Source organism: Pseudomonas sp. P5_152 (assembly GCF_033989915.1).
In the GTDB taxonomy this organism is placed as follows: domain Bacteria; phylum Pseudomonadota; class Gammaproteobacteria; order Pseudomonadales; family Pseudomonadaceae; genus Aquipseudomonas.
This window is the reverse complement of sequence record NZ_JASFAH010000002.1, coordinates 5244838-5267908: the sequence shown is the minus strand read 5'-3', so window position 1 is coordinate 5267908 and position 23071 is coordinate 5244838. Positions and strand designations below refer to the sequence as shown.

Below are 23071 nucleotides of genomic sequence, written 5' to 3'. Positions count from 1 at the left end.
TTCGCCCGCATCCAGCAACGCAAACGACAAACCTGGCTCGCACTGCCGGCCAGCGATTTACAGGAGGCCGGACATGGCTGCCGCACAGAAAGACCGATCAGCTAAGACTGCGGCGAAGCGAAAGAGCCGCGGCGAGGAAGAAATCCGGCTGCATTGCATGGCCGGCACCCGCCAGGCCCTGGCTGAGCTGATGGCCTGGAGCGGCATCGAGGAACAGGGCGAGGCCATCACGCTGATGATTCACCGGCTACATGAGTTAGGGCCTCAAAAGTGCCTGCCGATGCTTGATCCGCCGCGACACGTTATTGAGGTGTCCCAAAACGTGTCGCTGGCTTTTCACCGGAAGAGCCTGCAGATGATTCAGCAAGATCCTGGCGATGAGGTGCTTCCACCTACGCATTACACATTTTCAGTATCTGAACAGAGATAGCTTCGCTCATTCTGCTTTCTTTCAATGTATTTGATGGTCAAAACAGCTTCATCGAAGAGAGTGTTGACCGCAGTTTTAAACATTGGCGCAGTCATTCTCGAACCATCCAGAAGCGATTTCCAACGAGGCAAAGATCTTTTGAGGATTCTCAGGGAAACAGGAAAATACTCAGGAAAGTTTCTCATCTCGAACACTACGGCCAGCTGCCTATCAATGAACGGGGCATCACCTTGAGGGCTAATGTTCAGGTCTTCTAACAACTTGTGGTATCGGTCGTATTGCCGTCCGCGCTCCTCTGCTCTTTTGATCGAAAGGTAATGAAATAGCCCTATCAGGCCAATCGCAATCGTGACGATCACGCCGACTATCCCACTGTACTTCTCACTGAACACCACTAAATCCACTCACAGTTCCTCTTATCCGGCCCCATACCGGCCACCCGTAATACCCCAACCCAAACCAAATTGCCACCACCGGTCACGGGGGGCGGCGCCTGACTGGAAATCACTTATGACCATCACCGCACCGGTCATCCGCTACCACGGTGCCAAGTTCCGACTTGCGCCCTGGGTGCTGCAACACTTCCCGCCGCATACCTGCTACGTTGAATCCTTCGGCGGCGCGGCCGGGGTACTGATGCAAAAGCCTCGAGCGTATGCCGAGGTGTACAACGATCTGGACGGCGACATCGTCAATCTATTCCGTGTCCTGCAGGATCCGGTTACGCGATCGGGACTTACAGAGCGCCTTGTCTTCACGCCCTACTCCCGCGAAGAGTTCGAATTGTCATGGGAGATGAGCGCCGAACCGATCGAGCGAGCGCGGCGAACGATCATCCGAGCACAGATGGGTTTCGGGTCCGCCGGCGCAACCAAAGGTGTTACAGGCTTTCGCATCGACACGAAGCGGCAGTACGGCACAGCCCAGGCACTGTGGGCGGCGTACCCAGAACAGCTTGCCGAGGTTGGCCAGCGCCTCAGCGGTGTTCTGATAGAGAACCGACCGGCGATCGAGGTCATCACCGCCCATGATGGCCCGCAAACCTTGCACTACGTCGACCCGCCCTACGTGCACGAAACCAGGTACAAAGGCGCGTCGAGCGGCCGGTACTACAAGCATGAGATGGACGATGCGGCACACCGCGACCTGCTCGGCGTTTTGCTCGATCTAGAAGGAATGGTCGTACTGTCCGGCTACCCCAGCGAGTTGTATGCCGAGCTGCTACCGGGATGGACCAACTACAGCACATCAGCACGGATATCTGCTGGACGAGGAACTGCCAACCGAACGGAATGCATCTGGCTGAACCCGGCTTGTGTCAATCGGGTCAGCCAGATTGGCTTGGATCTCGGCCTCGAACATGAGCAACTCGCGTGTCCTAGGCCCTAACTCGCGGCGGAAGCTCAACAAGAGTTTTGACGTAGTCCCTTAAATCCGTGACGAAGTGAGACATGGTGCCAACTGAGTTTTTGTGGTCCGCAGGGTTAATAAATTCAAAGAAGGCCGTGTTCTCACCTAAGGTCGATCCAACAAGGTTATTGAACAAACGATTGCCATCGTCATACGTATAGTTACCAAAATCATCGAAGTTATGCGCTGCAAACTTGCTCCGGATCGTAAACAAGCTCTTTTCTGCTGCGTAGCGCCTAAATGCTTTAATTTCCGCCTTAAGCTCGTCAGGAAACTTGGAGATTGCGCGACCATTATCCCTCAGCGCATCATGAAGCTTGCATAACGCGATGATGACTGAAAACTTACACATCCTCGCGACCCCTTGGAACATCAGCCCATTCTTCGGAATAGCCTCATGGCTCAGATAATCCCTGAACACCACCGCCGCTACGGATAGATCATAAATTAAATCAACTAACAACCAGCCAAAGTGCTGGAGCTTCTCTTCTTCAGTCATACAAATCTCACGTCGATAGATCGCATTGCCGTAATACCTCATCTCAACGAATCACGGCAGCCGGCGAGGTCGGCGTCTGACCCGCCTCACCTATTGAGCTGAGCTTGATGCTTACTTCGGTCTGGCTCCGCGAGCCAACCACTCACCATGACCGATACCGTGCTGGATCGCCTGATAGTCAGAATCGTCCGAGATATCGAAAACATGCTCCGAGTGTTTTGCCCCACTGGGATGAAACAGCTGGGTCAGCATAATGCCTTCATGCTTGCTCTGGCGTCTGAGCCTTACCGTGATGACAAAGCCACGCTCTGCGTCGTGCTTATGGCAAACGTCCGAAGGATCATCGCCCCAAAGCTCTGACTGCCAATACTTGTTGGACATCTCCGCTCCTTGAACCGGCCCTGTGCCGAGTTATCAAGCAATAGCCCACAAATTCAAATCACGCCACCGCCCGGGCATGCCCCGGCATAGGACGCCCCATGAGCAACTTGAACCAATCGAAAGAGGAACTGGATGCATTGCTGCACTGGCGCGGCAAGCATGCCCAGGCAATCCGCGAGCGTGACGCCCTGCAGCTGCGCCTGAACGCAGCGGATCAGCGGATTGATGAACTGGAACGCGACAAGCACCGGCTGGACGCGCTGGAATCGAATTGCTGGGATGTCCGCTTCGACAGCAGCCCTAACGGCGACGCCGGCGATAGCAACATCAACATCGAGGTCGTCGGCCATTGGATGGATAAGCCGTTCGAGCGCGTCATTGGCGAGAACTACAGCGAGAATCTTCGCGCAGCCATTGACCAGGCGATGACCGCTCCTGCCTATCCGCCGGCCCGCCCTGAATATCCAGAACCAGAATCCATAAAGGATGATGACTGGCATATGAACCCGTGCAAATAAGGGCACCGCGATGTCGGCGCCTCTGGCGGTGTGGCGGCGTGCAACCAGTGCGACGAGAAGATCGAAGCAGCTACGACGTAGGAAGCCTTCGAACGTTGGAACGAGACACACCCAGCCATCGAATCGGCCTAATCCCGACAAGAGTACATCTGTACTCCACCAGCAAATCTACTCCCTCCCCCTTCAAAGTCAGCCGCTATAGCGGCAAAGGACGAAGTCATGCCTGAAGAAAAAGTGGTGATGTATGAATCCCAGGAAGCAGCCAGCATTCAAACCGTCACCGGCTGGGTTGGCGCCGACGGCCGTTTCTGGGGGAGCGATGAGCATATGGCCCGCTGGTGCGGCGCCACCCATCGCCGCTGCGAGAAAAACCCGGATCACCCGATCTACGAAATACGCAGCTACTGCCAGCAGTGCTACCAAGAAAGTCGCCAGGCGAAGTTCGCGGGGATGCCGATCAAGGAATGGGCTGGCGAGCCGCTGGTTATCTTCGACGGCGATGAGTACTTCTTCGACGAAGACAGCCTGCGCGACTACATCCTGGACAGCGACATCGACCTTGCCGACCTGAAGCTTTGCATCTGCGAGCCGAACATGCCCCGCGAGATCGATCCGTCTGACGTTTTCAGCGACGACCTGCCAGAGGATGGCGAGGTCCGTGATCAGCAGTTGGTGGCGGCGTTCGAACTGCTTAACGAAATGATCCGCCAGTCAGAGCCACTGTCATGGTCGGAGGGGAAGTTCGCCGCCTCGCTGCCGCAGCCATTCATTGATGGGGTCATGGCTGCACGGGTGGCGGCATGAAGCTGACAGAGAAACAGCAGAGCGTCCTAGACGAGTTGCGCAAGATCGGCCGGAAAAATGCCTACCTCTATCGCGACACCCAGCCATATCTGCACCAGAAGGATTGCGAGAAGTTGGCACTTGGTGACCAGGCGTGCGTGTTCGGCATGGGCGGCCTTACCTTTCAGGTTGGGCACCGCCTGGGCGTATCGGCACCATCTGTGCTTAGCATCTTCAAGGCTCTTCGGCGTAAAGGGCTGGTGATTCGCGAAGAGAGCTATCCGGACTACCAGCGAGCGCGGTACTGGTGGCCAGTCGGTTTGGCTGCGGAGCTGGCCGGCGAGCTCTTGCCTGCCAGCGAGGTTAAACCATGATCGCCCTCGCCTGGTTCGCCTACGTGTACTGCTACAAGGGGCCGCGGCGATGACACATCAACCCAAAGGCGGCATGTGTCGCACCTGCACCCATGCCCACCGCAACTGCAGCCACCTTCCATTCAGCACCATGCCGGCGCTCGCCCGGGACGCTCAAACCGTGATCGTCCGCTGCACTGACTTCCAGCGCCGCAAGTAACCCCTCTTCCCCCTACCAGCCTGCCGGTGAACGGCGGGCGAGGAATCCCTATGTCCAATCGAAGCGCGGCCCAGGTCGCGCCCATCCTCCCGCGCTTCATTCGCGCCGGCGAAGCCTATGGCTACCTTGGCATGTGCCGGGATGAATTCAACAAGACGGTCAGGCCAAACGTTCGGGAATTCCCGATCGGGAAACAGGGCATCGGCTTTGACCGACTGGAGCTCGACGCATGGGCAGATGCCTACGTCGAGAGCAAGTCGATTGAAAAGGCGGCCAATCAGGACAACAATCGCCCTCGCAGCGAGCGCCAGGGCAAGAAGCAAGGAGAAACGCCGTGGCCCAAAAAGCAATCACCGGCCTCCAGCAAATGCCGAACGGCATCTGGAAGATCGACAAAAAGTACAGAGGAGAACGAATTCAAGAGAGTACTGGCACTTGTAACCGCGCCGAAGCAGAGCAGTACCTGATCCACAAGCTGGAGCAGTTGCGCCAGCAGAAGGTCTACGGCGTTCGGCGGGTGAGGACTTGGCGGGAAGCGGCAACGCGCTTCCTGCTTGAGGTGAAGGATCAAGCCTCAATCCACATCTCGGCCACTTATATGAAGCAGCTCGACCCGTTTATTGGGGAAATGCCGCTCACCCATATAGATGACGACGCGCTCGCCCCTTACATTCGGTCCAAGCTTAATCCGGCCGAAGGGAAGCCTGTCACGAATCGAACGGTGAACATTGCACTGCAGCGAGTGATCCGGGTTTTGAACCTGTGCGCCCGTAAGTGGCGTGACGAGGAACGCCGGCCACTGCTCGACGTCGTACCGATGATCTCTTTGCTGGACGAGAAAACGAATAGCCGAAAGCCCTACCCGCTTTCGTGGGAAGAGCAGTCGATTCTGTTCGCGGAGCTTCCGGCGCACCTTCAGACCATGGCCATGTTCAAGGTCAACACCGGGTGCCGCGAGCAGGAAGTTTGCAAACTTCAGTGGAATTGGGAGATTGCGGTACCGGAACTGGGGACGAGTGTGTTCCTGATCCCAGCTGGATTTGGAGGGAGGAGTGCCAGGTCTGGCGTGAAAAACCGAGACGAGCGTCTGGTCGTGATGAATGACGTTGCCAAGTCAGTGATCGAGAAGCAGCGCGGCAAGCATCCGCTCTACGTGTTCCCGTTTGGCAAGCCAGATGGCGAGGGGGATGAAACGACTGTTCACCGTATGAATGACTCGGCCTGGAAGAAGGCGCGGATCAGAGCGGCAAAGAAGTGGCAGGAGAAGTTCTTGCGGCCGGCACATGACGGCTTTACCAGGATCCGCATTCACGACTTGAAGCACACCTTTGGGAGAAGGCTACGTGCGGCAGGTGTGACAGAGGAAGATCGGAAAGCGCTGCTCGGCCACAAGAACGGAAGCATCACCAGCCACTACTCGGCGGCGGAACTAGATCAGCTTATTGCGGCGGCAAACAAGGTTTCAGCAACCGACTCGCGCGCACCAGCGCTGACGATTCTGAAAAGGAGGGAAGCATGAACGAAAACGCCAGGGTCACTCGGAAAGTCACTATGGCAGAAACAACAAAGCCGCTCGAAAGCGGCTAAGTCATTGAAAAATATGGTCGGGACGGAGTGATTCGAACACTCGACCCCTAGCACCCCATGCTAGTGCGCTACCGGACTGCGCTACGCCCCGACTAGGCGTGTTACCTGTTGCTGTTCTCGACGAACGCTCAAGAATATAACGCAAGCTTTTGAAAACTGGAAGTATTTAAAAGCAGAATTTTATTTCTTGAGGACCACCAGCACATCTTCGAGTTCGGAGATCATCTGGCGGATCATTTGTTTGTACTGGGTGGTGTCGTCTTTGGCTTCATCGCCGGACAAACGCAAGCGTGCGCCGCCGATGGTGAACCCCTGGTCATAAAGCAACGCGCGGATCTGCCGGATCATCAGCACGTCTTGGCGCTGATAATACCGGCGGTTTCCGCGGCGTTTGACGGGGTTGAGTTGAGGAAACTCCTGCTCCCAATAGCGCAGTACGTGCGGTTTTACCGCACATAACTCGCTGACTTCACCAATGGTGAAGTAGCGTTTGCCTGGGATGACGGGAAGCTCGTCGTTATGACTTGGTTCCAGCATAAGCCTCAACTCGGGCCTTCAACTTCTGCCCTGGACGAAAGGTGACCACACGGCGAGCCGTGATCGGGATTTCTTCTCCCGTTTTCGGATTGCGGCCAGGCCGCTGGCGTTTGTCCCGAAGGTCGAAGTTGCCGAAACCGGACAACTTCACCTGTTCGTTGTCTTCAAGAGCGTGCCTGATTTCTTCAAAAAACAGTTCGACCAATTCCTTGGCCTCCCGTTTGTTCAGGCCCAGCTCTTCATACAGACGTTCCGCCATTTCAGCTTTCGTCAGAGCCCCCATACGTCACTTCCTTAACGTGGCGTTCAACCTTTGTTCGAGCGAGGTGAGGATGTTTTGCGTCGTGGTATTCACCTCATCGTCATTAAGAGTGCGCGATGGATGCTGCCAGGTCAAGCCAACTGCAAGGCTTTTTCTATGAGGATCAATGCCTTTACCCTGATAAACGTCAAAGAGCCTGAGGTCTGTCAGCCATTCGCCTGCATTTTCACGGATTACATCCATGACGGCACTGGCGGCAACGCCTGCGTCGGCCAGCAACGCGAGGTCACGGCGTACTTCAGGAAAGCGCGATAACTCGTGGAATTTAGGCATTTTGCCCAAGGCCACTTCGCCCAATACCAGCTCGAAGACGAACACCGGACGGTCGAGACCGAGGGTTTTCGACAGTTCGGGGTGCAGCGCGCCGATGAAACCGACTTCGCGACCTTCACGCTCGATGCGCGCGGTCTGACCCGGGTGCAATGCCGGGTGGCTGCCAGGGGAGAAGGTGAACGAGTCCAGTGCACCGGCGAAGCCCAGCACTGCTTCCACGTCTGCCTTGACGTCGAAGAAATCCACCACGTCGCGACCCTGTGCCCAGCCTTCCGGCAGACGGCTACCGCAGACTACACCGGCGAGCATCGGCTCTTGCTTCAGGCCTTCCAGCTGACCGACAAAACGCAGGCCGCTTTCGAACAGGCGCACGCGATCCTGCTGACGGTTCAGGTTGTGCTGCAGGGCTTTGACCAGACCAGGCCACAAGGACGAGCGCATGGCTGCCATGTCGTTGGAGATCGGGTTGGCCAGCAGCAGCGGTTCAACGCCCGGATTGAACAGTTCAAACTGTTTCGGATCGATGAAGCTGTAGGTGATCGCTTCCTGGTAGCCACGGGCTACCAGCAGACGACGTAACTCAGGCAGGTCGCTACGGGCTTCGGCCTTGGCTTGTGGTGCCAGGCGCGCTTGTGGGTAACGGACCGGCAGGCGGTTATAGCCGTACAGGCGGGCCAGCTCTTCGATCAGGTCGACTTCCAGGCTGATATCGAAGCGATGGCTTGGCACTTCAACGCGCCACTGCCCTGCCCCGTCCGCCGCGATGGTCAGGCCCAGGGCGCCGAGCAGACGCTCGACCTCGACCGGATCCATTTCCATGCCGAGCATCTGGGTGATGCGCTGGGCACGCAGAGTGATCGGCGCGATCGACGGCAGATACTGCGCGTTGAGGGTCTCGATGATCGGGCCGGCATCGCCGCCAGTGATGTCCAGCAGCAGGCCAGTGGCGCGCTCCATGGCTTCACGGGCCAGTTGCCAGTCCACGCCGCGCTCGTAGCGGTGCGAGGCATCGGTGTGCAGGCCGTAGGAACGGGCCTTGCCAGCAACCGCGATTTGGTCGAAGAACGCGCTTTCCAGGAAAATGTCCCGCGTCGTGGCGGATACGCCACTGTGTTCGCCACCCATCACACCGGCGATTGCCAGGGCACGGGTATGGTCGGCGATGACCAGGGTGTCGGCGCGCAGGCTGACTTCCTGACCGTCGAGCAGGACCAGTTTTTCGCCTTCTTCAGCCATGCGCACGCGGATCCCGCCGTTGATTTCGGCAAGATCGAAGGCATGCAGCGGTTGGCCCAGCTCGAGCATCACGTAGTTGGTGATGTCGACGGCGGCATCGATGCTGCGCACATCGGCGCGGCGCAGACGCTCGACCATCCACAGCGGCGTTGGCTTGGACAGGTCGACGTTACGGATTACCCGGCCCAGATAACGCGGGCAGGCGGCGGGTGCCAGCACTTCTACCGAGCGCACTTCGTCGTGCACGGCAGGCACGGCAGCAACCACCGGACGAGTTACCGCAGCGGCGTACAGCGCGCCCACTTCACGGGCCAGGCCAGCCAGGGACAGGCAGTCGCCGCGGTTCGGGGTCAGGTCGACCTCGATGCTGGCGTCTTCCAGGCCCAGGTAGACCCGGAAGTCTTCGCCCACCGGCGCATCGGCCGGCAGTTCCATCAGGCCGTCATTGCCCTCACCCACCTGCAGTTCGGCTTGCGAGCACAACATGCCGTTGGACTCGACGCCACGCAGCTTGGCTTTCTTGATCTTGAAGTCACCTGGCAGTTCGGCACCGATCATGGCGAACGGAATCTTCAGGCCCGGGCGCACGTTCGGCGCTCCGCACACGACCTGGAAGGTTTCGGCACCGTTGCTGACCTGGCACACGCGCAGCTTGTCAGCGTCCGGGTGTTGCTCGGTGTTCAGCACCTCGCCCACTACGACGCCATTAAACACACCGGCGGCCGGGGTAACGCTATCGACCTCAAGACCGGCCATCGACAGACGAGCAACCAGCTCGTCGCGACTTACCTGCGGGCTTACCCAGCCGCGCAGCCATTGTTCACTGAATTTCATCCTGCTCTCCTAAAAATTCGTTACGACTAGCGAAATTGCGCAAGGAACCGCAAGTCGTTGTCGAAGAACAGACGCAAGTCGTTCACGCCGTAACGCAGCATGGCCAGACGCTCCACGCCCATGCCGAAGGCAAAGCCTGAGAACTCTTCCGGATCAATGCCGGACATGCGCAGCACGTTCGGGTGCACCATGCCGCAGCCCATCACTTCCAGCCAGCCGGTCTGCTTGCAGACGCGGCAGCCTTTACCGCTGCACATCACGCATTCCATGTCGACTTCAGCGGATGGCTCGGTGAACGGGAAGTACGAAGGACGGAAACGCACGGCCAGTTCTTTTTCGAAGAACACCCGCAGGAACTCTTCGATAGTGCCTTTGAGGTCGGCGAAGTTGATATCGCGATCGACCAGCAGGCCTTCGACCTGGTGGAACATCGGCGAGTGGGTGATATCCGAGTCGCTACGGTACACACGGCCTGGGCAGACGATGCGGATCGGCGGCTGTTTCGACTCCATGGTGCGGACCTGTACCGGCGAGGTATGGGTGCGCAACAGCATGTTGGCGTTGAAATAGAAGGTGTCGTGCATCGACCGGGCCGGGTGGTGGCCTGGGATGTTGAGCGCCTCGAAGTTGTGATAGTCGTCTTCGACCTCAGGGCCTTCGGCAATGCCGTAGCCAATATGGGTGAAGAACTGTTCGATACGTTCCAGAGTCCGGGTAACCGGATGCAGACCGCCTGAGGTCTGGCCGCGGCCAGGCAGGGTCACGTCAATGGACTCGGCGGACAGTTTGGCAGCCAGGTCGGCGGCTTCAAACAGCACCTTGCGCGCATTGAGAACCTCTGTGACACGCTCCTTGGCAACGTTGATCAGGGCGCCGACTTGCGGACGCTCTTCTGCTGGCAAATTCCCCAGGGTCTTCATCACCTGAGTCAATTCGCCCTTCTTGCCAAGGTAGTGAACCCGGATTTGCTCCAGGGCATTGATATCTTCAGCGCTTTGCACAGCCTCTAGTGCTTGAGAGACGAGCGCATCCAGGTTTTCCATGTACAGACTCCAGATACAAAATAGGGGAAGAGCTTGAAGGCTCTTCCCCTATTTATGACGTTTACCACCTTGGGCTACAGGAGTAACCCAGGGTGACTGTCGGGGGTACTTAAGCCAAGGTGGCTTTAGCTTTCTCGACAATCGCAGCAAACACCGCTTTTTCGTTCACGGCCAGTTCAGCCAGAACCTTACGGTCGATTTCGATGGACGCTTTTTTCAGGCCAGCGATGAAACGGCTGTAGGACAGACCGTTAACACGAGCACCAGCATTGATACGAGCGATCCACAGAGCGCGGAACTGACGTTTTTTCTGACGACGGTCACGGTAGGCGTATTGGCCAGCCTTGATTACCGCTTGCTTGGCAACACGGAATACGCGTGAACGCGCGCCGTAGTAGCCTTTAGCAAGTTTCAGAATTTTTTTGTGACGCTTACGGGCAATGACGCCACGCTTTACACGAGCCATGAGTTACTTCCTCTATTCTTGACTAAAATTAACGAAGGCGCAGCATGCGCTCGACTTTTGCCACGTCAGACGGATGCAGCAAGCTGCTACCGCGCAGTTGACGCTTACGCTTGGTCGACATTTTAGTCAGGATGTGGCTCTTGAAAGCGTGCTTGTGCTTGATACCGTTAGCAGTTTTCAGAAACCGCTTAGCAGCACCACTTTTCGTTTTCATTTTTGGCATGTTCGGATACTCCGCATTCAGTTGATAAACATAATCAGAAGGCCTGCCGTGCCCTGATGATTACTTCTTCTTTTTCGGGGCGATGACCATGATCAGTTGGCGTCCTTCCATCTTAGGATGCTGTTCGACCGAACCGTACTCGAGCAAGTCACCTTCAACTCGCTTGAGGAGTTCCATCCCCAGCTCCTGGTGGGCCATCTCACGGCCGCGGAATCGCAAGGATACCTTGGCCCTGTCCCCATCACTCAGGAAACGTACCAGGTTGCGCAGTTTTACCTGGTAATCCCCTTCCTCCGTCCCTGGACGAAACTTGATTTCTTTAACCTGGATCTGCTTCTGGTTTTTCTTGGCCGCAGCAATCTGCTTCTTCTTTTCGAAGATCGACTTGCCGTAGTCCATCAGCTTGCAGACAGGAGGTACTGCATCGGCGGAAATTTCCACCAAATCGAGCTTGGCTTCTTCAGCCTTAAGAAGCGCGTCTTCAATTGACACAATCCCAAGCTGCTCGCCCTCAGCCCCAATTAACCGAACCTCGCGTGCCGAGATATTCTCGTTGATCGGGGCTTTCGGTGCAGCTCGTTTATCTTGTCTCATTTCACGCTTAATAATAATTACTCCGAATCTGGGCGACCACGCCGGGAAACCGCTTGCGCGAGAAACTCAGCGAACTGGGCGACGGGCATCGAGCCCAGGTCAGCACCTTCACGAGTACGCACAGCGACAGTCTGCATCTCGACTTCCCGATCTCCGATAACCAAGAGATAGGGAACCTTGAGCAAAGTATGCTCGCGGATTTTAAAGCCGATCTTTTCATTTCTCAAGTCGGACTTGGCACGAAAACCGCTTTGATTGAGAGTTTTTTCAACTTCAGCGGCAAAATCTGCCTGTTTATCAGTGATATTCATGATCACTGCCTGGGTCGGAGCCAGCCACGCAGGGAACGCACCCTCGTAATGCTCGATCAGAATCCCGACAAATCGCTCGAAGGAACCCAGGATCGCCCGGTGCAACATGACCGGGTGCTTGCGACTGTTGTCTTCGGAGACATATTCGGCTCCCAGACGGATCGGCAGGTTAAAATCGAGCTGCAAGGTACCACATTGCCAGACGCGACCGAGGCAATCTTTTAGCGAGAACTCGATTTTCGGACCGTAGAACGCACCCTCACCCGGCTGCAGATCGTACGCAAGGCCCGCGCTGTCTAGCGCTGCGGCCAGTGCCGACTCGGCGCGATCCCACAGTTCGTCGGAACCGACGCGTTTTTCCGGACGAGTGGACAGTTTCATTTCGACTTCGGTGAAGCCGAAATCGCGATAAACGTCCATGGTCAGCTTGATGAACGCAGCGGACTCGGCCTGCATCTGCTCTTCGGTGCAGAAGATATGGGCGTCGTCCTGAGTGAAGCCGCGCACCCGCATGATGCCGTGCAGCGCACCCGATGGCTCGTTCCGGTGGCAGGCACCGAACTCGGCCAGGCGCATCGGCAACTCGCGGTAGCTCTTCAGGCCCTGGTTGAACACCTGCACGTGGCATGGGCAGTTCATTGGCTTGATGGCGTAGTCGCGGTTTTCCGACTGGGTGGTGAACATGTTGTCGGCGTAGTTGGCCCAGTGCCCGGATTTCTCCCACAGGCTACGGTCAACGACCTGCGGAGTCTTGATCTCCAGGTAGCCGTTGTCACGCTGCACCTGGCGCATGTACTGCTCGAGCACCTGGTACAGGGTCCAGCCGTTCGGGTGCCAGAACACCATGCCCGGCGCTTCTTCCTGGAGATGGAACAGGTTCAAGCGTTTGCCGATCTTGCGGTGGTCGCGTTTCTCGGCTTCTTCGATACGCTGGATGTAGGCTGCCAGTTGCTTCTTGTCAGCCCAGGCAGTGCCGTAGACGCGCTGCAACTGCTCGTTCTTTGCATCACCGCGCCAGTAGGCGCCGGACAGCTTGGTCAACTTGAAGGATTTCAGGAAGCGGGTGTTCGGCACGTGCGGACCGCGGCACATGTCGACATATTCTTCGTGATAGTACAGGCCCATGGCCTGCTCGTTCGGCATGTCCTCGACCAGGCGCAGCTTGTAGTCTTCGCCACGCTGGGTGAACACGTCGATCACACCGGCACGCGGGGTGACTTTCTTGATTACGTCGTAATCTTTCTCGATCAGCTGGTGCATACGCTGTTCGATGGCCGCCAGGTCGTCCGGAGTGAAAGGACGCTCGTAGGCGATATCGTAATAGAAGCCTTCGTCGATGACCGGACCGATCACCATTTTCGCCGTCGGGTACAGCTGCTTGACCGCGTGGCCAATCAGGTGCGCGCAAGAGTGGCGAATGATCTCCAGCCCCTCTTCATCTTTGGGCGTGATGATTTGCAGGGTGGCGTCGCTGTCGATGACATCACAGGCGTCGACCAGCTTGCCGTTGACCTTGCCGGCCAGGGTGGCCTTGGCCAGCCCAGCACCAATGGATGCGGCGACTTCAGCTACGGATACCGGATGATCGAACGAACGTTGACTGCCGTCGGGAAGAGTAATAGTGGGCATGGCGCCTCCTCTCCTAGTGGTGACCCCTACCAAAGGTCACGTGGGTTGGGATGAGCAGCCAGTACGCGATTCAGTCCAGGCCATCCAATGATGAACGCCTGCCTTACAGCGGCAGGAGCCTTGCGGCCAACCGGGAACCGAACCAGAGTGACTGGAGATCAAATCAGGGTTCTTCGGGTATCAACCGCGCCTGGCGAATACATCGTCCAGGGCCTGAAAATTCCCAAGCGTGGGATGCTAGCACAGATGAACGGTCATCGCCGCGCGCTTGTTGCGTTGCCGCGGATTTGCGCGGATTTGCCACCACAAGTGAACTTGAGATGTACGAACCCCCTCAAATGCCCTGAGAATCGCGACACCTTACTGACCCACAGGAGTTCCCGTCATGCGCCTTAACCGTCTTTTTGCCCTTGCCGCGCCATTGGCCATGCTGCTTCCGCTGAGCGCCCAAGCAGCCTGGCCTGCAGGCGCGCGTGATGCCTTCATGAAGGATTGCACCCCGGCTGCCGCCCAAACCATCGGCGAGGCAAACGCGAAGAAACACTGCGCCTGCGGTGCCGACGAGTTGAACAAGAAGTTCACCACCCAGGAAATCACTCAACTGATGAGCAAGCAGACCCCGCCTTCACCTGAACTGGTGAAAAAGGCGCAAGTCGCAATTGCCGCCTGCAAGGCCCAGTAAACAGCGTTTCGAGGGGGTGTTTTTACCCCGAAAAGTGGCCTGAAACGGCGAAAAAACTGCCAGAACCAACAATTTATGCAGGTTTTACAGCTTTTTTTATCGCTTTTATTTTTGGCTGAAACCCTTGTAAACCGGGGCTTTCAGGCAATTTCAGCGAGAAAGAAAGCGCAACGGCAGAGCAAACCGTGCTGCTGGGGGGGTTCCAAGTCGAACATTTCGACTATGATACCCCGGTGTGCCCAGTTGGCCTGAGCAGCACAGTACTACTGAAAATATATGTTTCTTGGAGATACACCATGTCTAATCGCCAAACCGGCACCGTTAAATGGTTCAACGATGAAAAAGGCTTCGGCTTCATCACTCCTCAAGGTGGCGGTGACGACCTGTTCGTACACTTCAAAGCTATCGAAAGCGACGGTTTCAAAAGCCTGAAAGAAGGCCAAACCGTTTCCTTCGTGGCTGAGAAAGGCCAAAAGGGTATGCAAGCTGCACAAGTTCGCCCAGAGTAATTTCCAGGCGCACTAAAAAAACCCCGTCCATGTGACGGGGTTTTTTATGGGCGTTATTCCAGCCGCTGCGCTGTCAGCCGCAGTTGACCCGGGTAATTACCAGGCCAGCATCGGTGTTCAGGTTCAAGCGATCGGAACGGTATTCCAGGGTGATCATGTCGTTTGGCCGCAGGATCCGCGCGCTCTGTGAGCCGGAACGGGTGCGAGCCTCTTCGAGCAATTGTGGCGAAGCTTTCTTGCCGATGGTGAATTCGGCGGCTTTGGCCTCACAGCGACCGCTGCCCGCCCCTGCCACTACGGGGTCTTTTGCCGACTCGGTGGTGCTGCTGCAACCTGCCAACATGACCGCGGCCAGCACAGTACCCAATGACGCGAGCTTCCAAGGCATGAAGCCTCCTTACAATAATTAAGCTGAATTCGTGCGACAACCGACCACCATTGAGACGTTTGGTTCATGGTTGCGGCCATCACCTTGCCCTCAAACGCGTCGAGCGCGCAAGTTTGCACGAGCCATAGAGCGCTGTTCAGCGCACAATCGTCACTGAATATGAACAGGTCTCAATAGACGTCGATGTAGTCGTAGGGCGGATTGGGCCAGTTCTCCTTCAGCGCGTTGAAGATCTGCATGACCCACACTTCATCGCTGGCGGCGATTCGTCCGACGTAACCCGAGCCCTTGGCCCAGGTCTCCAGGCGAAACAGCAGGCCGTCGATCTCGCTGCCGCCGACAACGCCCGAGGAAATGTAGGCGATACCGCCCTTGGTCACCCGCAATTGGGTGTGCTCATCGTCGCTGGCAGCCGCGAGCAACTGGCGTACCGCCTCCAGGCTCAAGCCGTCCGGGGTGTTCAAATCAATCTGCACAGCAGGGTCCTTGGACAGTGATCAAAGACCAAGTGTCGCATAGCCCTCCTTTGATGCCTAAGTCGGAGTGCCAAATGCGCGGCAAAATGGTTAACTCCTCTCTCAGACTTTTCCGACTTCACGAGCGCCATCATGACCACCGTAAGTATCGACGCCGACATCAAAGCCAAATGGCCACAGGGCCATAGCTCCTACAGCCCTGGCAGTCCGGAAGAGCTTGCAATCATCAGTATCGATCTACTGGTCAAGGAACTGGGGGCCGACGCGGCCCACACCTTCATCGCCCAGATTTTCGAGAAGTACCCTTCCGAGCACAAGGGCAGCAGCGCCTTGGAGCGCGAGTAACCCCCGCAGGCGGGTACCCACGGGGACAAGCCTTATTTCAGGCGCGCCAAACGCTCGGTCAACAGATCGAAGAAGCCCTGGGCATCGCCGCTTTCCACCCAGAAGGCATTTTTTGGCGCCTTGAGGCCGTCATACCAGTCGACGATGGTCTGGCCGAAGGTCGGGCCTTCGCGGCTGTCGACCACGACATTCACGGCGCGCCCACTGAACAGCTCAGGCTTGAGCAGGTAGGCGATCACGGTAGCGTCATGCACCGGGCCGCCCGTCATGCCGTAATGCTCCATGTCGCCCTTGACGTATTCATTGAGAATATCGCCCACCAGCTTGCTGGCCTTATTGTTCAGCGCGGCAATCTGCTGCAGGCGCGCCTCGCTGGTGAGGATCTTGTGGGTCACGTCCAGCGGCAGGTAGGTCAGCTTCACGCCGCTCTTTTGCACCACCTCGGCCGCCTGCGGGTCGGCGAACAGGTTGAACTCGGCCACCGGGGTGATGTTGCCGCCATTGAAGTGGGCACCCCCCATCACCACCACTTCCTTGATGCCCTGCGTGATGTCCGGAGCCTGGATCAGTGCCAGTGCCAGGTTGGTCTGCGGCCCCAGCATGGCGATGGTAATGCTGTGAGGCTTGGCGGCACGCAGGGTGTCGATCAGGTAGTTGACCGCATGGCCTTCGGTCAGCCCGGCCTTGGGCTCATGCACCGCCACCCCGGACAAGCCTTCCTTGCCATGAATGTCCTCGGCATAGATCGGCGTGCGCAGCAGCGGCTTCGGCGCGCCGGCATACACCGGCACCTCTTCGCGCCCTGCCCACTCCCGGGCCAGCCGCGCGTTGCGCGAGGTCTTGTCCAGGCGCACGTTACCGGCAACGGTGGTCAGGGCGCGAATGTTCAGCTCCTCGGGCGATGCCAGGGCAAACAGCAGCGCCACCACATCGTCGGCACCCGGGTCGGTGTCGATGATCAGGTCAATCCGGGGTGCCGCGTGAGCAGCTGTAGCGGTAAGCAGGGACAAAAGCAGCAGGCTCCTGAGCACATGATGAATCTGTTGAGCATAGCGGTGCATGGCGCACTCCTTGTGCGTGAATGAAACGGATCAGGTTCAGAACGTCACCCCGGCCACCAGCACGATGTTGCTGTACGGCTGGCATTCGCCGGTGCGCACAATCGCCCGTGCCCGGCGGCTGAGTTGCTTGAATTCTTCGTGACTGAGCAAGCGCCGCTCGCCGATCGCTCCCTCGGCCGTCAACGCCTCGAGCACCGGCAGTGCCAGCGGCTGCTTGAGCAGGATTTCTTCGGCCAGCACGTGGCTTTCGACCTGCATCTCGCTGAGCACCACCTTCAAGGTGCTGACAAAATCAGGAATGCCCTGGGTCAGGGCCAGGTCGATCAATTCGACACCGGGCGGCACCGGCAGACCGGCATCGCCGATCACCAGCATGTCGCCATGCCCCAGCGAGGCGATCAGCCGTGACAGGGCGACGTTGAGCAGTGGGGTCTTTTTCATGGCGCGACAAATCCTTGAACGTCGGACAGGCGAGGAATCGAAGGTTGCGCGCCGGCACGGGTCACCGACAGCGCAGCCGCCACTTGACCAAAACCAATGGCCTCGGCTTCGCCTTTGCCGCTGGCCAATGCCGCGGCAAAACCACCGACAAACGTGTCGCCGGCTGCCGTGGTGTCGAGCGCCTTTACCCGCGGTGCCGGGAAGTGCTGAAAACCCTGGCCATTGGCAAACAACGAACCCTCGGCGCCGAGGGTGATGATGACCTTGCCGGCCCCCATGGCGATCAACTGGGTAGCCGCGGCCTTGGCGGTCTGCAGAGAATCCACGGGCAGCCCGCTGAGCGCCGCGGCTTCGCTCTCGTTGGGAATCAGGTAGTCGATGCTCGCGTACCACTCCGCCGGCAGCGCACCGCTGGCAGGTGCCGGATTGAGGATCACCGTCTTGCCCAGTTCGCGACCACGGCGCAGCACGTGCCCCACCGTGTCATACGGCACTTCCAGTTGACAGATCAGCACATCGGCCGCCTGCAGGACCGCGTCAAACTGATCGACCACGGGCGGCGTCAACGCGCTATTGGCACCGGCTACTATCACGATTGCGTTCTGACTGAGGTCGTCGACCACAATCAGCGCCACGCCACTGCTACCCTCGACAGTGCTGAGCGCCTGGCAATCAATCTGCTCGGCCAGCAAAGCCTCGCTCAGCTCCCTGCCATAGGCATCGCTGCCAACACAACCGACCATCGCCACCTGCGCCCCCAGGCGTGCCGCGGCCACCGCCTGGTTGGCGCCCTTGCCGCCCGAGACCGTGGCGAACGACTGCCCGATCAAGGTTTCGCCGCCACGGGGCAAGCGCGGCGCACGGGTCACCAGGTCCATGTTCAAACTACCTACAACCACTACTTTCGCTGGCATGTATCGATACTCATCAAGTCGCTTCAGCGCAAAGAGTCGAAGACGCCAGACAACGGCGCAGTCGACTCTCGCAGGACAATGCTGGGCGTCACGATCTGCTGATCGGTCGCCAATTGGGGGGCCGCGATCCGGCGCAACAGCACTTGCGCCGCCATCTCTCCCAGTTGCAGGATCGACTGGCCGACCGTGGTCAGCGCCGGATAGACGTAGCGGCTCATTTGAATGTCGTCGAAACCGATCACCGACAGCTCGCTCGGCACCCGGATGTTGCGTTCAGCAGCCGCGCGCAGCACGCCGATGCCCATCATGTCGTTGCCGGCGAAAATCGCCGTCGGTGGGTTGCTCGCCAGCAGCGTGGCCGCCGCGTTGTAACCGCCGGTGCTGGTGAAGTCGCTTTCGAGCATGCGCTCGGTCGGCACCTGCACCCCCGCCTCTTTCAGCGCCCGGCAGAAACCGGCCAGGCGCATCTGGGCCACGCTGGTGTGCGCCGGACCGCCGATGCTGGCGATGTCACGATGGCCCAATTGCAGCAGGTGCTGGGTTGCCAGGTAGGCTCCGTACTCGTGATCGATGCGCACCAGGTCCGCATCCAGCCCTTCCAACCCGCGGTCGATAATTACCATCGGCGTACGCACGCCCGCCAGGCCCTGGGCCAGCCCGCTGTCACCACCGGCGGAGGCGACGATCAGGCCGTCGATGCGCTTTTCCAGAAGCACCCGCAGGTAGCTGCGCTGCTTGTCCGGGTTATCGTCGGAATTGCACAGAATCACGCAGTAGCCATTACGCTCGCAGTAGTCCTCGATGCCCCGGGCCAATTCCGCGAAGTACGGGTTGAGGCTGTTGGGCACCAACAGGCCGATGGTCGCGGTGGTCTTGGCCTTGAGCGAGCGAGCCACGGCGCTGGGCACGTAGTCCAGGCGCTGGATCGCCGCCTCGACTTTCAGCCTGACCTCCTCGCTCACCGGACGGGTCTTGTTCAGTACATGCGACACCGTGGTGTAGGAAATCCCCGCGAGCGCCGCCACATCCTTGATCGTTGCCATGGTTAGCTCCGGCGCCGGGCGCGTTGGCTGCGATAGGTGTCGAGCACCACCGCGATCACGATCACGGCACCGGTAATGATGCGCTTGGTCGGTTCAGTGGCGCCAATCTGCGCGAGCCCTGCTGCCAGTACGGAAATGATCAGCACGCCGAAGAAGGTACTGATCACCGAACCGCGCCCGCCCATCAGGCTGGTCCCGCCGATCACCACGGCCGCGATGACTTGCAGCTCCAGGCCGGAACCGGCATTCGGGTCAGCCGCCTCCAGGCGCGATATCTGGAACAGCGCCGCGACTCCAGCCAGCAACCCCATCAGGCTGAACACCAGAATCTTGTACGGCTTGGGATTGATCCCCGCCAGGCGCACCGCCTCTTCGTTGGTGCCGATGCCAATCAGGTAGCGCCCAAACACGGTACGAGTCAGCACCGCCTGGGCGATGAAGATGATCAGCAGGGCGATGATGAACGACGGCGAGATACCAAAGGCTATTGGATTGGACAGCCAGGCGAAGGCATCGCCGATGTAGGCGGTACGCGAGCCGGTCATCTGGTAGGCCACGCCGCGGGCCATTTCCAGCACCCCCAGCGACACGATGAACGAGGGAATGCGCCAGGCTACGGTGATCGAGCCGGTAATGGTTCCGGCCAGTGCCGCAGCGGCCATGCCCAGCAGCGCTGCCGGCAGGACACTCCAGCCCCAGCCGAGGATCGCCACGCTGACCGTGGATGCCGCCAGGGCCAGCACCGAGCCCACCGACAGGTCGATCCCACCGATGATCAGCACGAACGTCATGCCGACCGCCAACACCATCAAGTCGGGAATCTGGTTGGCCAGGGTGCTGAAGGTGTCGTACGACAGGAAATGACTGCTCAATGCCGAGAACAGCGCAATCATCGCCAGCAAGGCACCTGCCAGGCCCAGATAGGTACCCAGACCGTAAAAGTTGCCACTACGTTTGCCAGCGGACACTGCAGTTTTCATGGAAGATCCCTAGGCGCTGCTTCGTTGAGCAACGCATCACGTTTTTGGTAGCCGGCAAAAGCGGCGGCAAGCAAATCATCCTGGCTCCAGCTGTCGCGCTCGAAGGTCTCGACCAGCCGCCCCGCCGACAACACGCCGATACGGTCACAAATCAGCATCAGTTCACGCAGGTCGCTGGAAACCACCACCAGCGCCTTGCCTTGACGCGTCAGGTCGCCGAGCAAGGCGTAGATATCAAACTTGGCCCCTACGTCGATACCGCGAGTCGGCTCATCGAACATCAACACCGTACACTCGCGCTCGAGCCAGCGGCCGATCACCACCTTCTGCTGGTTACCGCCGGACAGCTCGCCCACCAGTTGGGTCGGGCTGGAACTGCGAATGCGCATGGCATCGATCTGCCGTTGTGCCAGCGCGGTCTCTGCGCCCGGATTGACGATCCCGCCCCTGGAAATCTCCGGCATGTTGCCCAAGGCGATGTTGGCACTGATCGACTGCGTCAGCAGCAGGCCCTCACCCTTGCGGTCCTCGGTGATCAGCGCGATCCCGTGGCCCACCGCATCGGCCGGCGAGCGGATGCTCACCACCTGCGCAGGAGAGCCCAGGGCCACCGTGCCGCTGTCCGCCGCGTCGGCGCCGAAAATCAGGCGCAGCAACTCGGTACGCCCGGCCCCGATCAAGCCGGAAATGCCGAAGATTTCCCCGGCGCGCACCGTGAAAGACACATCCAGCACCTTGTCCGCCCGACTCAAACCGTTGACGGTGAGCGCCGCGGCACCCATCTGCCGAGGCCCCAGGTCAATGTGCTCGCCCAGCTCGCGGCCGACCATCAGGTTGACCAGTTGCTCGCTGTTGTAGTTGGCCATCGGCTCGACGCAGACCAGTTGACCGTCGCGCAACACCGCAATGCGCTGGGCCACCCGTGCCAGCTCTTCGAGCCGATGGGAGATATAAATGATCGCCACGCCCCGGGCTTGCAGGCGACTGATCTGTTCAAACAGCATCTCGACTTCACGGGCCGTCAGCATGGCTGTCGGCTCGTCGAGAATCAGCACATGGCAGTCGCCAATCAGGTTGCGGGCAATTTCGACCATTTGCTGATGACCAATGCCCAACTCCCCCACCAGCGTGTCCGGGTCGATTGCATCGAGGCCGACCTGCGCCATGGCCTCGATCGCCGCACTGCGCAGGCGCTTGCGACTGATCCAGCCGCCGTTGCTGGGCAGGTTGTCGAGAAACAGGTTTTCCGCCACCGACAAGGTTGGTAGCAGGTTAAGTTCCTGCATAACCATGCGGATCCCCAAGGCTTCGGCCTGGGCACGACTGCCCGGGCGATACTCCTGGCCCTGGAACTGCATATGCCCGGTAGTCGGGGTGACCAGGCCGCCGATAATCTTCGACAGCGTGCTTTTGCCGGCACCGTTCTCACCGGTCAGCGCCAGCACTTCGCCGCGCATCAGCGTCAGGTCAATGCCGGCCAACACCGGTTGCGCATACGTCTTGCCGATACCGCTGACCGCAAGGACCGCGCTCGAGGCACTCACTGACATAACAAACTCTCCATGCGCTCGCCCGCACGGGCGAGCGCTATTGTGATGCCAGACGGGTTATTGGGTGACCAGTTCAACCGGCGTTTCGATCACGCCTTGTGGGCCACTGTCGACCTTTTCGCCCTTGAGGATTTTCAGCGCGGTTTCGATGCCAAACACCGCCTGTTTCGCTGCGAACTGGTCGGCGGTGGCCAGGACACGACCGTCCTTGAGCATCGGTTTGATGGCATTGATGTTGTCATAACCCACCACTTGCACCTTGCCCGCCTTGCCGGCTGCTCGCACTGCGGAAACGGCGCCTACCGCCATGCTGTCGTTACCGGCCAGCAGGGCCTTGATCTGTGGGTATTCGCTGAGCATCGAGGAGGCAACCTGATTGCCCTTGTTGATCTCCCAGTCACCGGATTGCAGAGACACCACCTTGATCTGCGCCGCCTCCATCGCATCCTTGAAGCCCGCGGTACGTGCCTGGGCGTTGGTGGTGGTGGAAACCCCTTCGATGATGCCGACTTCGTCACCGGCCTTGAGTTGCTTGGCCAGGTATTCCCCAACCAGGCGTGCGCCCTTGCGGTTGTCCGGACCGACAAAAGGCACGCTGATGTTCTTGCTCTTGAGCACATCCGGGTCGAGCTGGTTATCAATGTTGATCACGGTGATACCGGCGTCGACGGCCTTCTTGATCACCGGCACCATCGCCTTGGAGTCGGCGGGCGCAATCACCAGCGCATTGACCTTGGAAACGATCATCTGCTCGACAATACGAATCTGGTTGGCGGTGTCGGTTTCGTCCTTGATCCCGTTGGAGACCAGGTCAAAATCGCCAGGGTGTTGTTTCTGGTAGGCCTTGGCACCATCTTCCATGGTCAGGAAGAACTCGTTGGCCAGGGATTTCATGACCAGGGCGACCTTGGGTTTTTCAGGGGTGTCGGCGAAAGCCGAAGAGAGGGGCACAGCGGTGGCGGCGGCAGCCAGCATAGCGACAGCAAGAAGACGTCCAGCGAATGGCAGCTTCATGGGTTCACTCCGATCTTAT

Annotated in this window: 31 protein-coding genes and 1 tRNA gene; 11 read left to right on the top strand and 21 right to left on the bottom strand. The window is 58.7% G+C overall.

Translation table 11 applies throughout. The annotated features are described in order from the left end of the window. Positions 1–73: 73 nt before the first annotated feature. Entirely contained in the window at positions 74–430 is a 357-nt protein-coding gene (locus QMK50_RS24195) for a hypothetical protein (protein WP_320334163.1), read from the top strand. Here the strand turns inward: QMK50_RS24195 and QMK50_RS24190 are convergent. Next, positions 400–834: a hypothetical protein gene (locus QMK50_RS24190; protein WP_320334162.1), complete on the bottom strand. Its 435-nt coding sequence runs from the start codon at positions 832–834 to the stop codon at positions 400–402. The two genes, QMK50_RS24195 and QMK50_RS24190, sit on opposite strands and share 31 nt — an antisense overlap. Positions 835–940: 106 nt before the next feature. On the opposite strand from QMK50_RS24190, the gene QMK50_RS24185 reads away from it, so the two are divergent. Then, positions 941–1819 (top strand): DNA adenine methylase, encoded by an 879-nt coding sequence (locus QMK50_RS24185; RefSeq protein ID WP_320334161.1) that lies wholly within the window; start codon positions 941–943, stop codon positions 1817–1819. On the opposite strand, the gene QMK50_RS24180 is transcribed toward QMK50_RS24185, so the two are convergent. Beyond that, positions 1809–2339: a hypothetical protein gene (locus QMK50_RS24180; RefSeq protein WP_320334160.1), complete on the bottom strand. Its 531-nt coding sequence runs from the start codon at positions 2337–2339 to the stop codon at positions 1809–1811. The two genes, QMK50_RS24185 and QMK50_RS24180, sit on opposite strands and share 11 nt — an antisense overlap. Before the next feature lie 111 nt (positions 2340–2450). Then, positions 2451–2720, bottom strand: a complete 270-nt coding sequence (locus QMK50_RS24175; protein ID WP_320334159.1) for a hypothetical protein — start codon at positions 2718–2720, stop codon at positions 2451–2453. A gap of 98 nt (positions 2721–2818) precedes the next feature. Between QMK50_RS24175 and QMK50_RS24170 the strand changes: the two genes are divergently transcribed. The 6 genes from QMK50_RS24170 (at position 2819) to QMK50_RS24145 (ending at position 6113) form a co-directional block, all read left to right on the top strand. Beyond that, the gene (locus tag QMK50_RS24170; RefSeq protein ID WP_320334158.1) at positions 2819–3238 is read left to right on the top strand and encodes a hypothetical protein; all 420 of its coding nucleotides are present in this window, start codon (positions 2819–2821) and stop codon (positions 3236–3238) included. A gap of 219 nt (positions 3239–3457) precedes the next feature. Next, positions 3458–4042 (top strand): hypothetical protein, encoded by a 585-nt coding sequence (locus QMK50_RS24165; protein ID WP_320334157.1) that lies wholly within the window; start codon positions 3458–3460, stop codon positions 4040–4042. Continuing rightward, on the top strand, positions 4039–4395 hold the full coding sequence (locus QMK50_RS24160) for a hypothetical protein (protein WP_320334156.1): 357 nt from the start codon (positions 4039–4041) through the stop codon (positions 4393–4395). Before QMK50_RS24165 ends, QMK50_RS24160 begins: the two co-directional genes overlap by 4 nt. Before the next feature lie 49 nt (positions 4396–4444). Continuing rightward, positions 4445–4594, top strand: coding sequence for a hypothetical protein (locus tag QMK50_RS24155; RefSeq protein ID WP_320334155.1), 150 nt, complete (start codon positions 4445–4447; stop codon positions 4592–4594). Positions 4595–4644: 50 nt separating this feature from the next. Beyond that, a complete protein-coding gene (locus QMK50_RS24150; RefSeq protein ID WP_320334154.1) occupies positions 4645–5061 on the top strand; it encodes a hypothetical protein in 417 nt (138 codons plus the stop codon). Continuing rightward, positions 4962–6113 (top strand): tyrosine-type recombinase/integrase, encoded by a 1152-nt coding sequence (locus tag QMK50_RS24145; RefSeq protein ID WP_320334550.1) that lies wholly within the window; start codon positions 4962–4964, stop codon positions 6111–6113. The genes QMK50_RS24150 and QMK50_RS24145 overlap by 100 nt, the downstream gene beginning before the upstream one ends. A gap of 82 nt (positions 6114–6195) precedes the next feature. On the opposite strand, the gene QMK50_RS24140 is transcribed toward QMK50_RS24145, so the two are convergent. The 9 genes from QMK50_RS24140 to thrS all read right to left on the bottom strand — a co-directional run bounded on the left by QMK50_RS24140 (position 6196) and on the right by thrS (position 13649). Then, positions 6196–6272 (bottom strand) — tRNA-Pro (locus QMK50_RS24140). A gap of 89 nt (positions 6273–6361) precedes the next feature. Then, positions 6362–6718, bottom strand: coding sequence for a MerR family transcriptional regulator (locus tag QMK50_RS24135; RefSeq protein ID WP_027620568.1), 357 nt, complete (start codon positions 6716–6718; stop codon positions 6362–6364). Continuing rightward, positions 6699–7001, bottom strand: coding sequence for an integration host factor subunit alpha (gene ihfA, locus QMK50_RS24130; RefSeq protein WP_002553164.1), 303 nt, complete (start codon positions 6999–7001; stop codon positions 6699–6701). The genes QMK50_RS24135 and ihfA overlap by 20 nt, the downstream gene beginning before the upstream one ends. 3 nt (positions 7002–7004) lie before the next feature. Next, a complete protein-coding gene (pheT, locus tag QMK50_RS24125) occupies positions 7005–9383 on the bottom strand; it encodes a phenylalanine--tRNA ligase subunit beta (protein WP_320334153.1) in 2379 nt (792 codons plus the stop codon). A 26-nt stretch (positions 9384–9409) separates the two neighbouring features. After that, positions 9410–10426, bottom strand: a complete 1017-nt coding sequence (pheS, locus tag QMK50_RS24120; protein ID WP_095169243.1) for a phenylalanine--tRNA ligase subunit alpha — start codon at positions 10424–10426, stop codon at positions 9410–9412. A 109-nt stretch (positions 10427–10535) separates the two neighbouring features. After that, a complete protein-coding gene (gene rplT / locus QMK50_RS24115; RefSeq protein ID WP_003174975.1) occupies positions 10536–10892 on the bottom strand; it encodes a 50S ribosomal protein L20 in 357 nt (118 codons plus the stop codon). 28 nt (positions 10893–10920) lie between these two features. Beyond that, positions 10921–11115 (bottom strand): 50S ribosomal protein L35, encoded by a 195-nt coding sequence (gene rpmI / locus QMK50_RS24110; protein ID WP_002553160.1) that lies wholly within the window; start codon positions 11113–11115, stop codon positions 10921–10923. Between the two features lie 60 nt (positions 11116–11175). Next, on the bottom strand, positions 11176–11727 hold the full coding sequence (gene infC, locus QMK50_RS24105) for a translation initiation factor IF-3 (RefSeq protein ID WP_172435341.1): 552 nt from the start codon (positions 11725–11727) through the stop codon (positions 11176–11178). Then, positions 11727–13649, bottom strand: coding sequence for a threonine--tRNA ligase (gene thrS / locus QMK50_RS24100; RefSeq protein ID WP_095169244.1), 1923 nt, complete (start codon positions 13647–13649; stop codon positions 11727–11729). The genes infC and thrS overlap by 1 nt, the downstream gene beginning before the upstream one ends. A gap of 385 nt (positions 13650–14034) precedes the next feature. On the opposite strand from thrS, the gene QMK50_RS24095 reads away from it, so the two are divergent. Beyond that, complete coding sequence (locus QMK50_RS24095; RefSeq protein ID WP_159994798.1) at positions 14035–14331, top strand: hypothetical protein; 297 nt, start codon at positions 14035–14037, stop codon at positions 14329–14331. Positions 14332–14627: 296 nt separating this feature from the next. Beyond that, complete coding sequence (locus QMK50_RS24090; RefSeq protein WP_003179963.1) at positions 14628–14840, top strand: cold-shock protein; 213 nt, start codon at positions 14628–14630, stop codon at positions 14838–14840. Positions 14841–14913: 73 nt separating this feature from the next. Here the strand turns inward: QMK50_RS24090 and QMK50_RS24085 are convergent, their stop codons facing one another. Together QMK50_RS24085 and QMK50_RS24080 are read right to left on the bottom strand one after the other, a co-directional pair. Beyond that, positions 14914–15228: an I78 family peptidase inhibitor gene (locus tag QMK50_RS24085; RefSeq protein ID WP_095169246.1), complete on the bottom strand. Its 315-nt coding sequence runs from the start codon at positions 15226–15228 to the stop codon at positions 14914–14916. Positions 15229–15398: 170 nt separating this feature from the next. After that, a complete protein-coding gene (locus tag QMK50_RS24080) occupies positions 15399–15704 on the bottom strand; it encodes a hypothetical protein (RefSeq protein WP_166590579.1) in 306 nt (101 codons plus the stop codon). A gap of 132 nt (positions 15705–15836) precedes the next feature. On the opposite strand from QMK50_RS24080, the gene QMK50_RS24075 reads away from it, so the two are divergent. Then, complete coding sequence (locus QMK50_RS24075; RefSeq protein ID WP_095169248.1) at positions 15837–16049, top strand: hypothetical protein; 213 nt, start codon at positions 15837–15839, stop codon at positions 16047–16049. A gap of 32 nt (positions 16050–16081) precedes the next feature. On the opposite strand, the gene QMK50_RS24070 is transcribed toward QMK50_RS24075, so the two are convergent. Genes QMK50_RS24070 through QMK50_RS24040 form a run of 7 tightly spaced genes read right to left on the bottom strand, consistent with a single transcriptional unit; the run spans position 16082 to position 23052 of the window. Then, a complete protein-coding gene (locus QMK50_RS24070; RefSeq protein WP_095169249.1) occupies positions 16082–17110 on the bottom strand; it encodes a nucleoside hydrolase in 1029 nt (342 codons plus the stop codon). Positions 17111–17146: 36 nt separating this feature from the next. After that, positions 17147–17551 (bottom strand): D-ribose pyranase, encoded by a 405-nt coding sequence (gene rbsD, locus QMK50_RS24065; protein ID WP_095169250.1) that lies wholly within the window; start codon positions 17549–17551, stop codon positions 17147–17149. Next, entirely contained in the window at positions 17548–18465 is a 918-nt protein-coding gene (gene rbsK, locus QMK50_RS24060) for a ribokinase (protein WP_320334152.1), read from the bottom strand. Before rbsK ends, rbsD begins: the two co-directional genes overlap by 4 nt. A gap of 23 nt (positions 18466–18488) precedes the next feature. Continuing rightward, positions 18489–19508 carry a LacI family DNA-binding transcriptional regulator gene (locus tag QMK50_RS24055; protein WP_320334151.1) on the bottom strand — a complete coding sequence of 340 codons (1020 nt, stop codon included), beginning with the start codon at positions 19506–19508 and terminating at the stop codon, positions 18489–18491. Positions 19509–19510: 2 nt separating this feature from the next. Further along, entirely contained in the window at positions 19511–20488 is a 978-nt protein-coding gene (locus tag QMK50_RS24050) for an ABC transporter permease (RefSeq protein WP_095169253.1), read from the bottom strand. Beyond that, complete coding sequence (locus QMK50_RS24045) at positions 20485–22038, bottom strand: sugar ABC transporter ATP-binding protein (protein ID WP_320334150.1); 1554 nt, start codon at positions 22036–22038, stop codon at positions 20485–20487. Before QMK50_RS24045 ends, QMK50_RS24050 begins: the two co-directional genes overlap by 4 nt. Before the next feature lie 57 nt (positions 22039–22095). Continuing rightward, positions 22096–23052, bottom strand: coding sequence for a sugar ABC transporter substrate-binding protein (locus QMK50_RS24040; protein WP_095169255.1), 957 nt, complete (start codon positions 23050–23052; stop codon positions 22096–22098). Between the last annotated feature and the right edge of the window lie 19 nt (positions 23053–23071).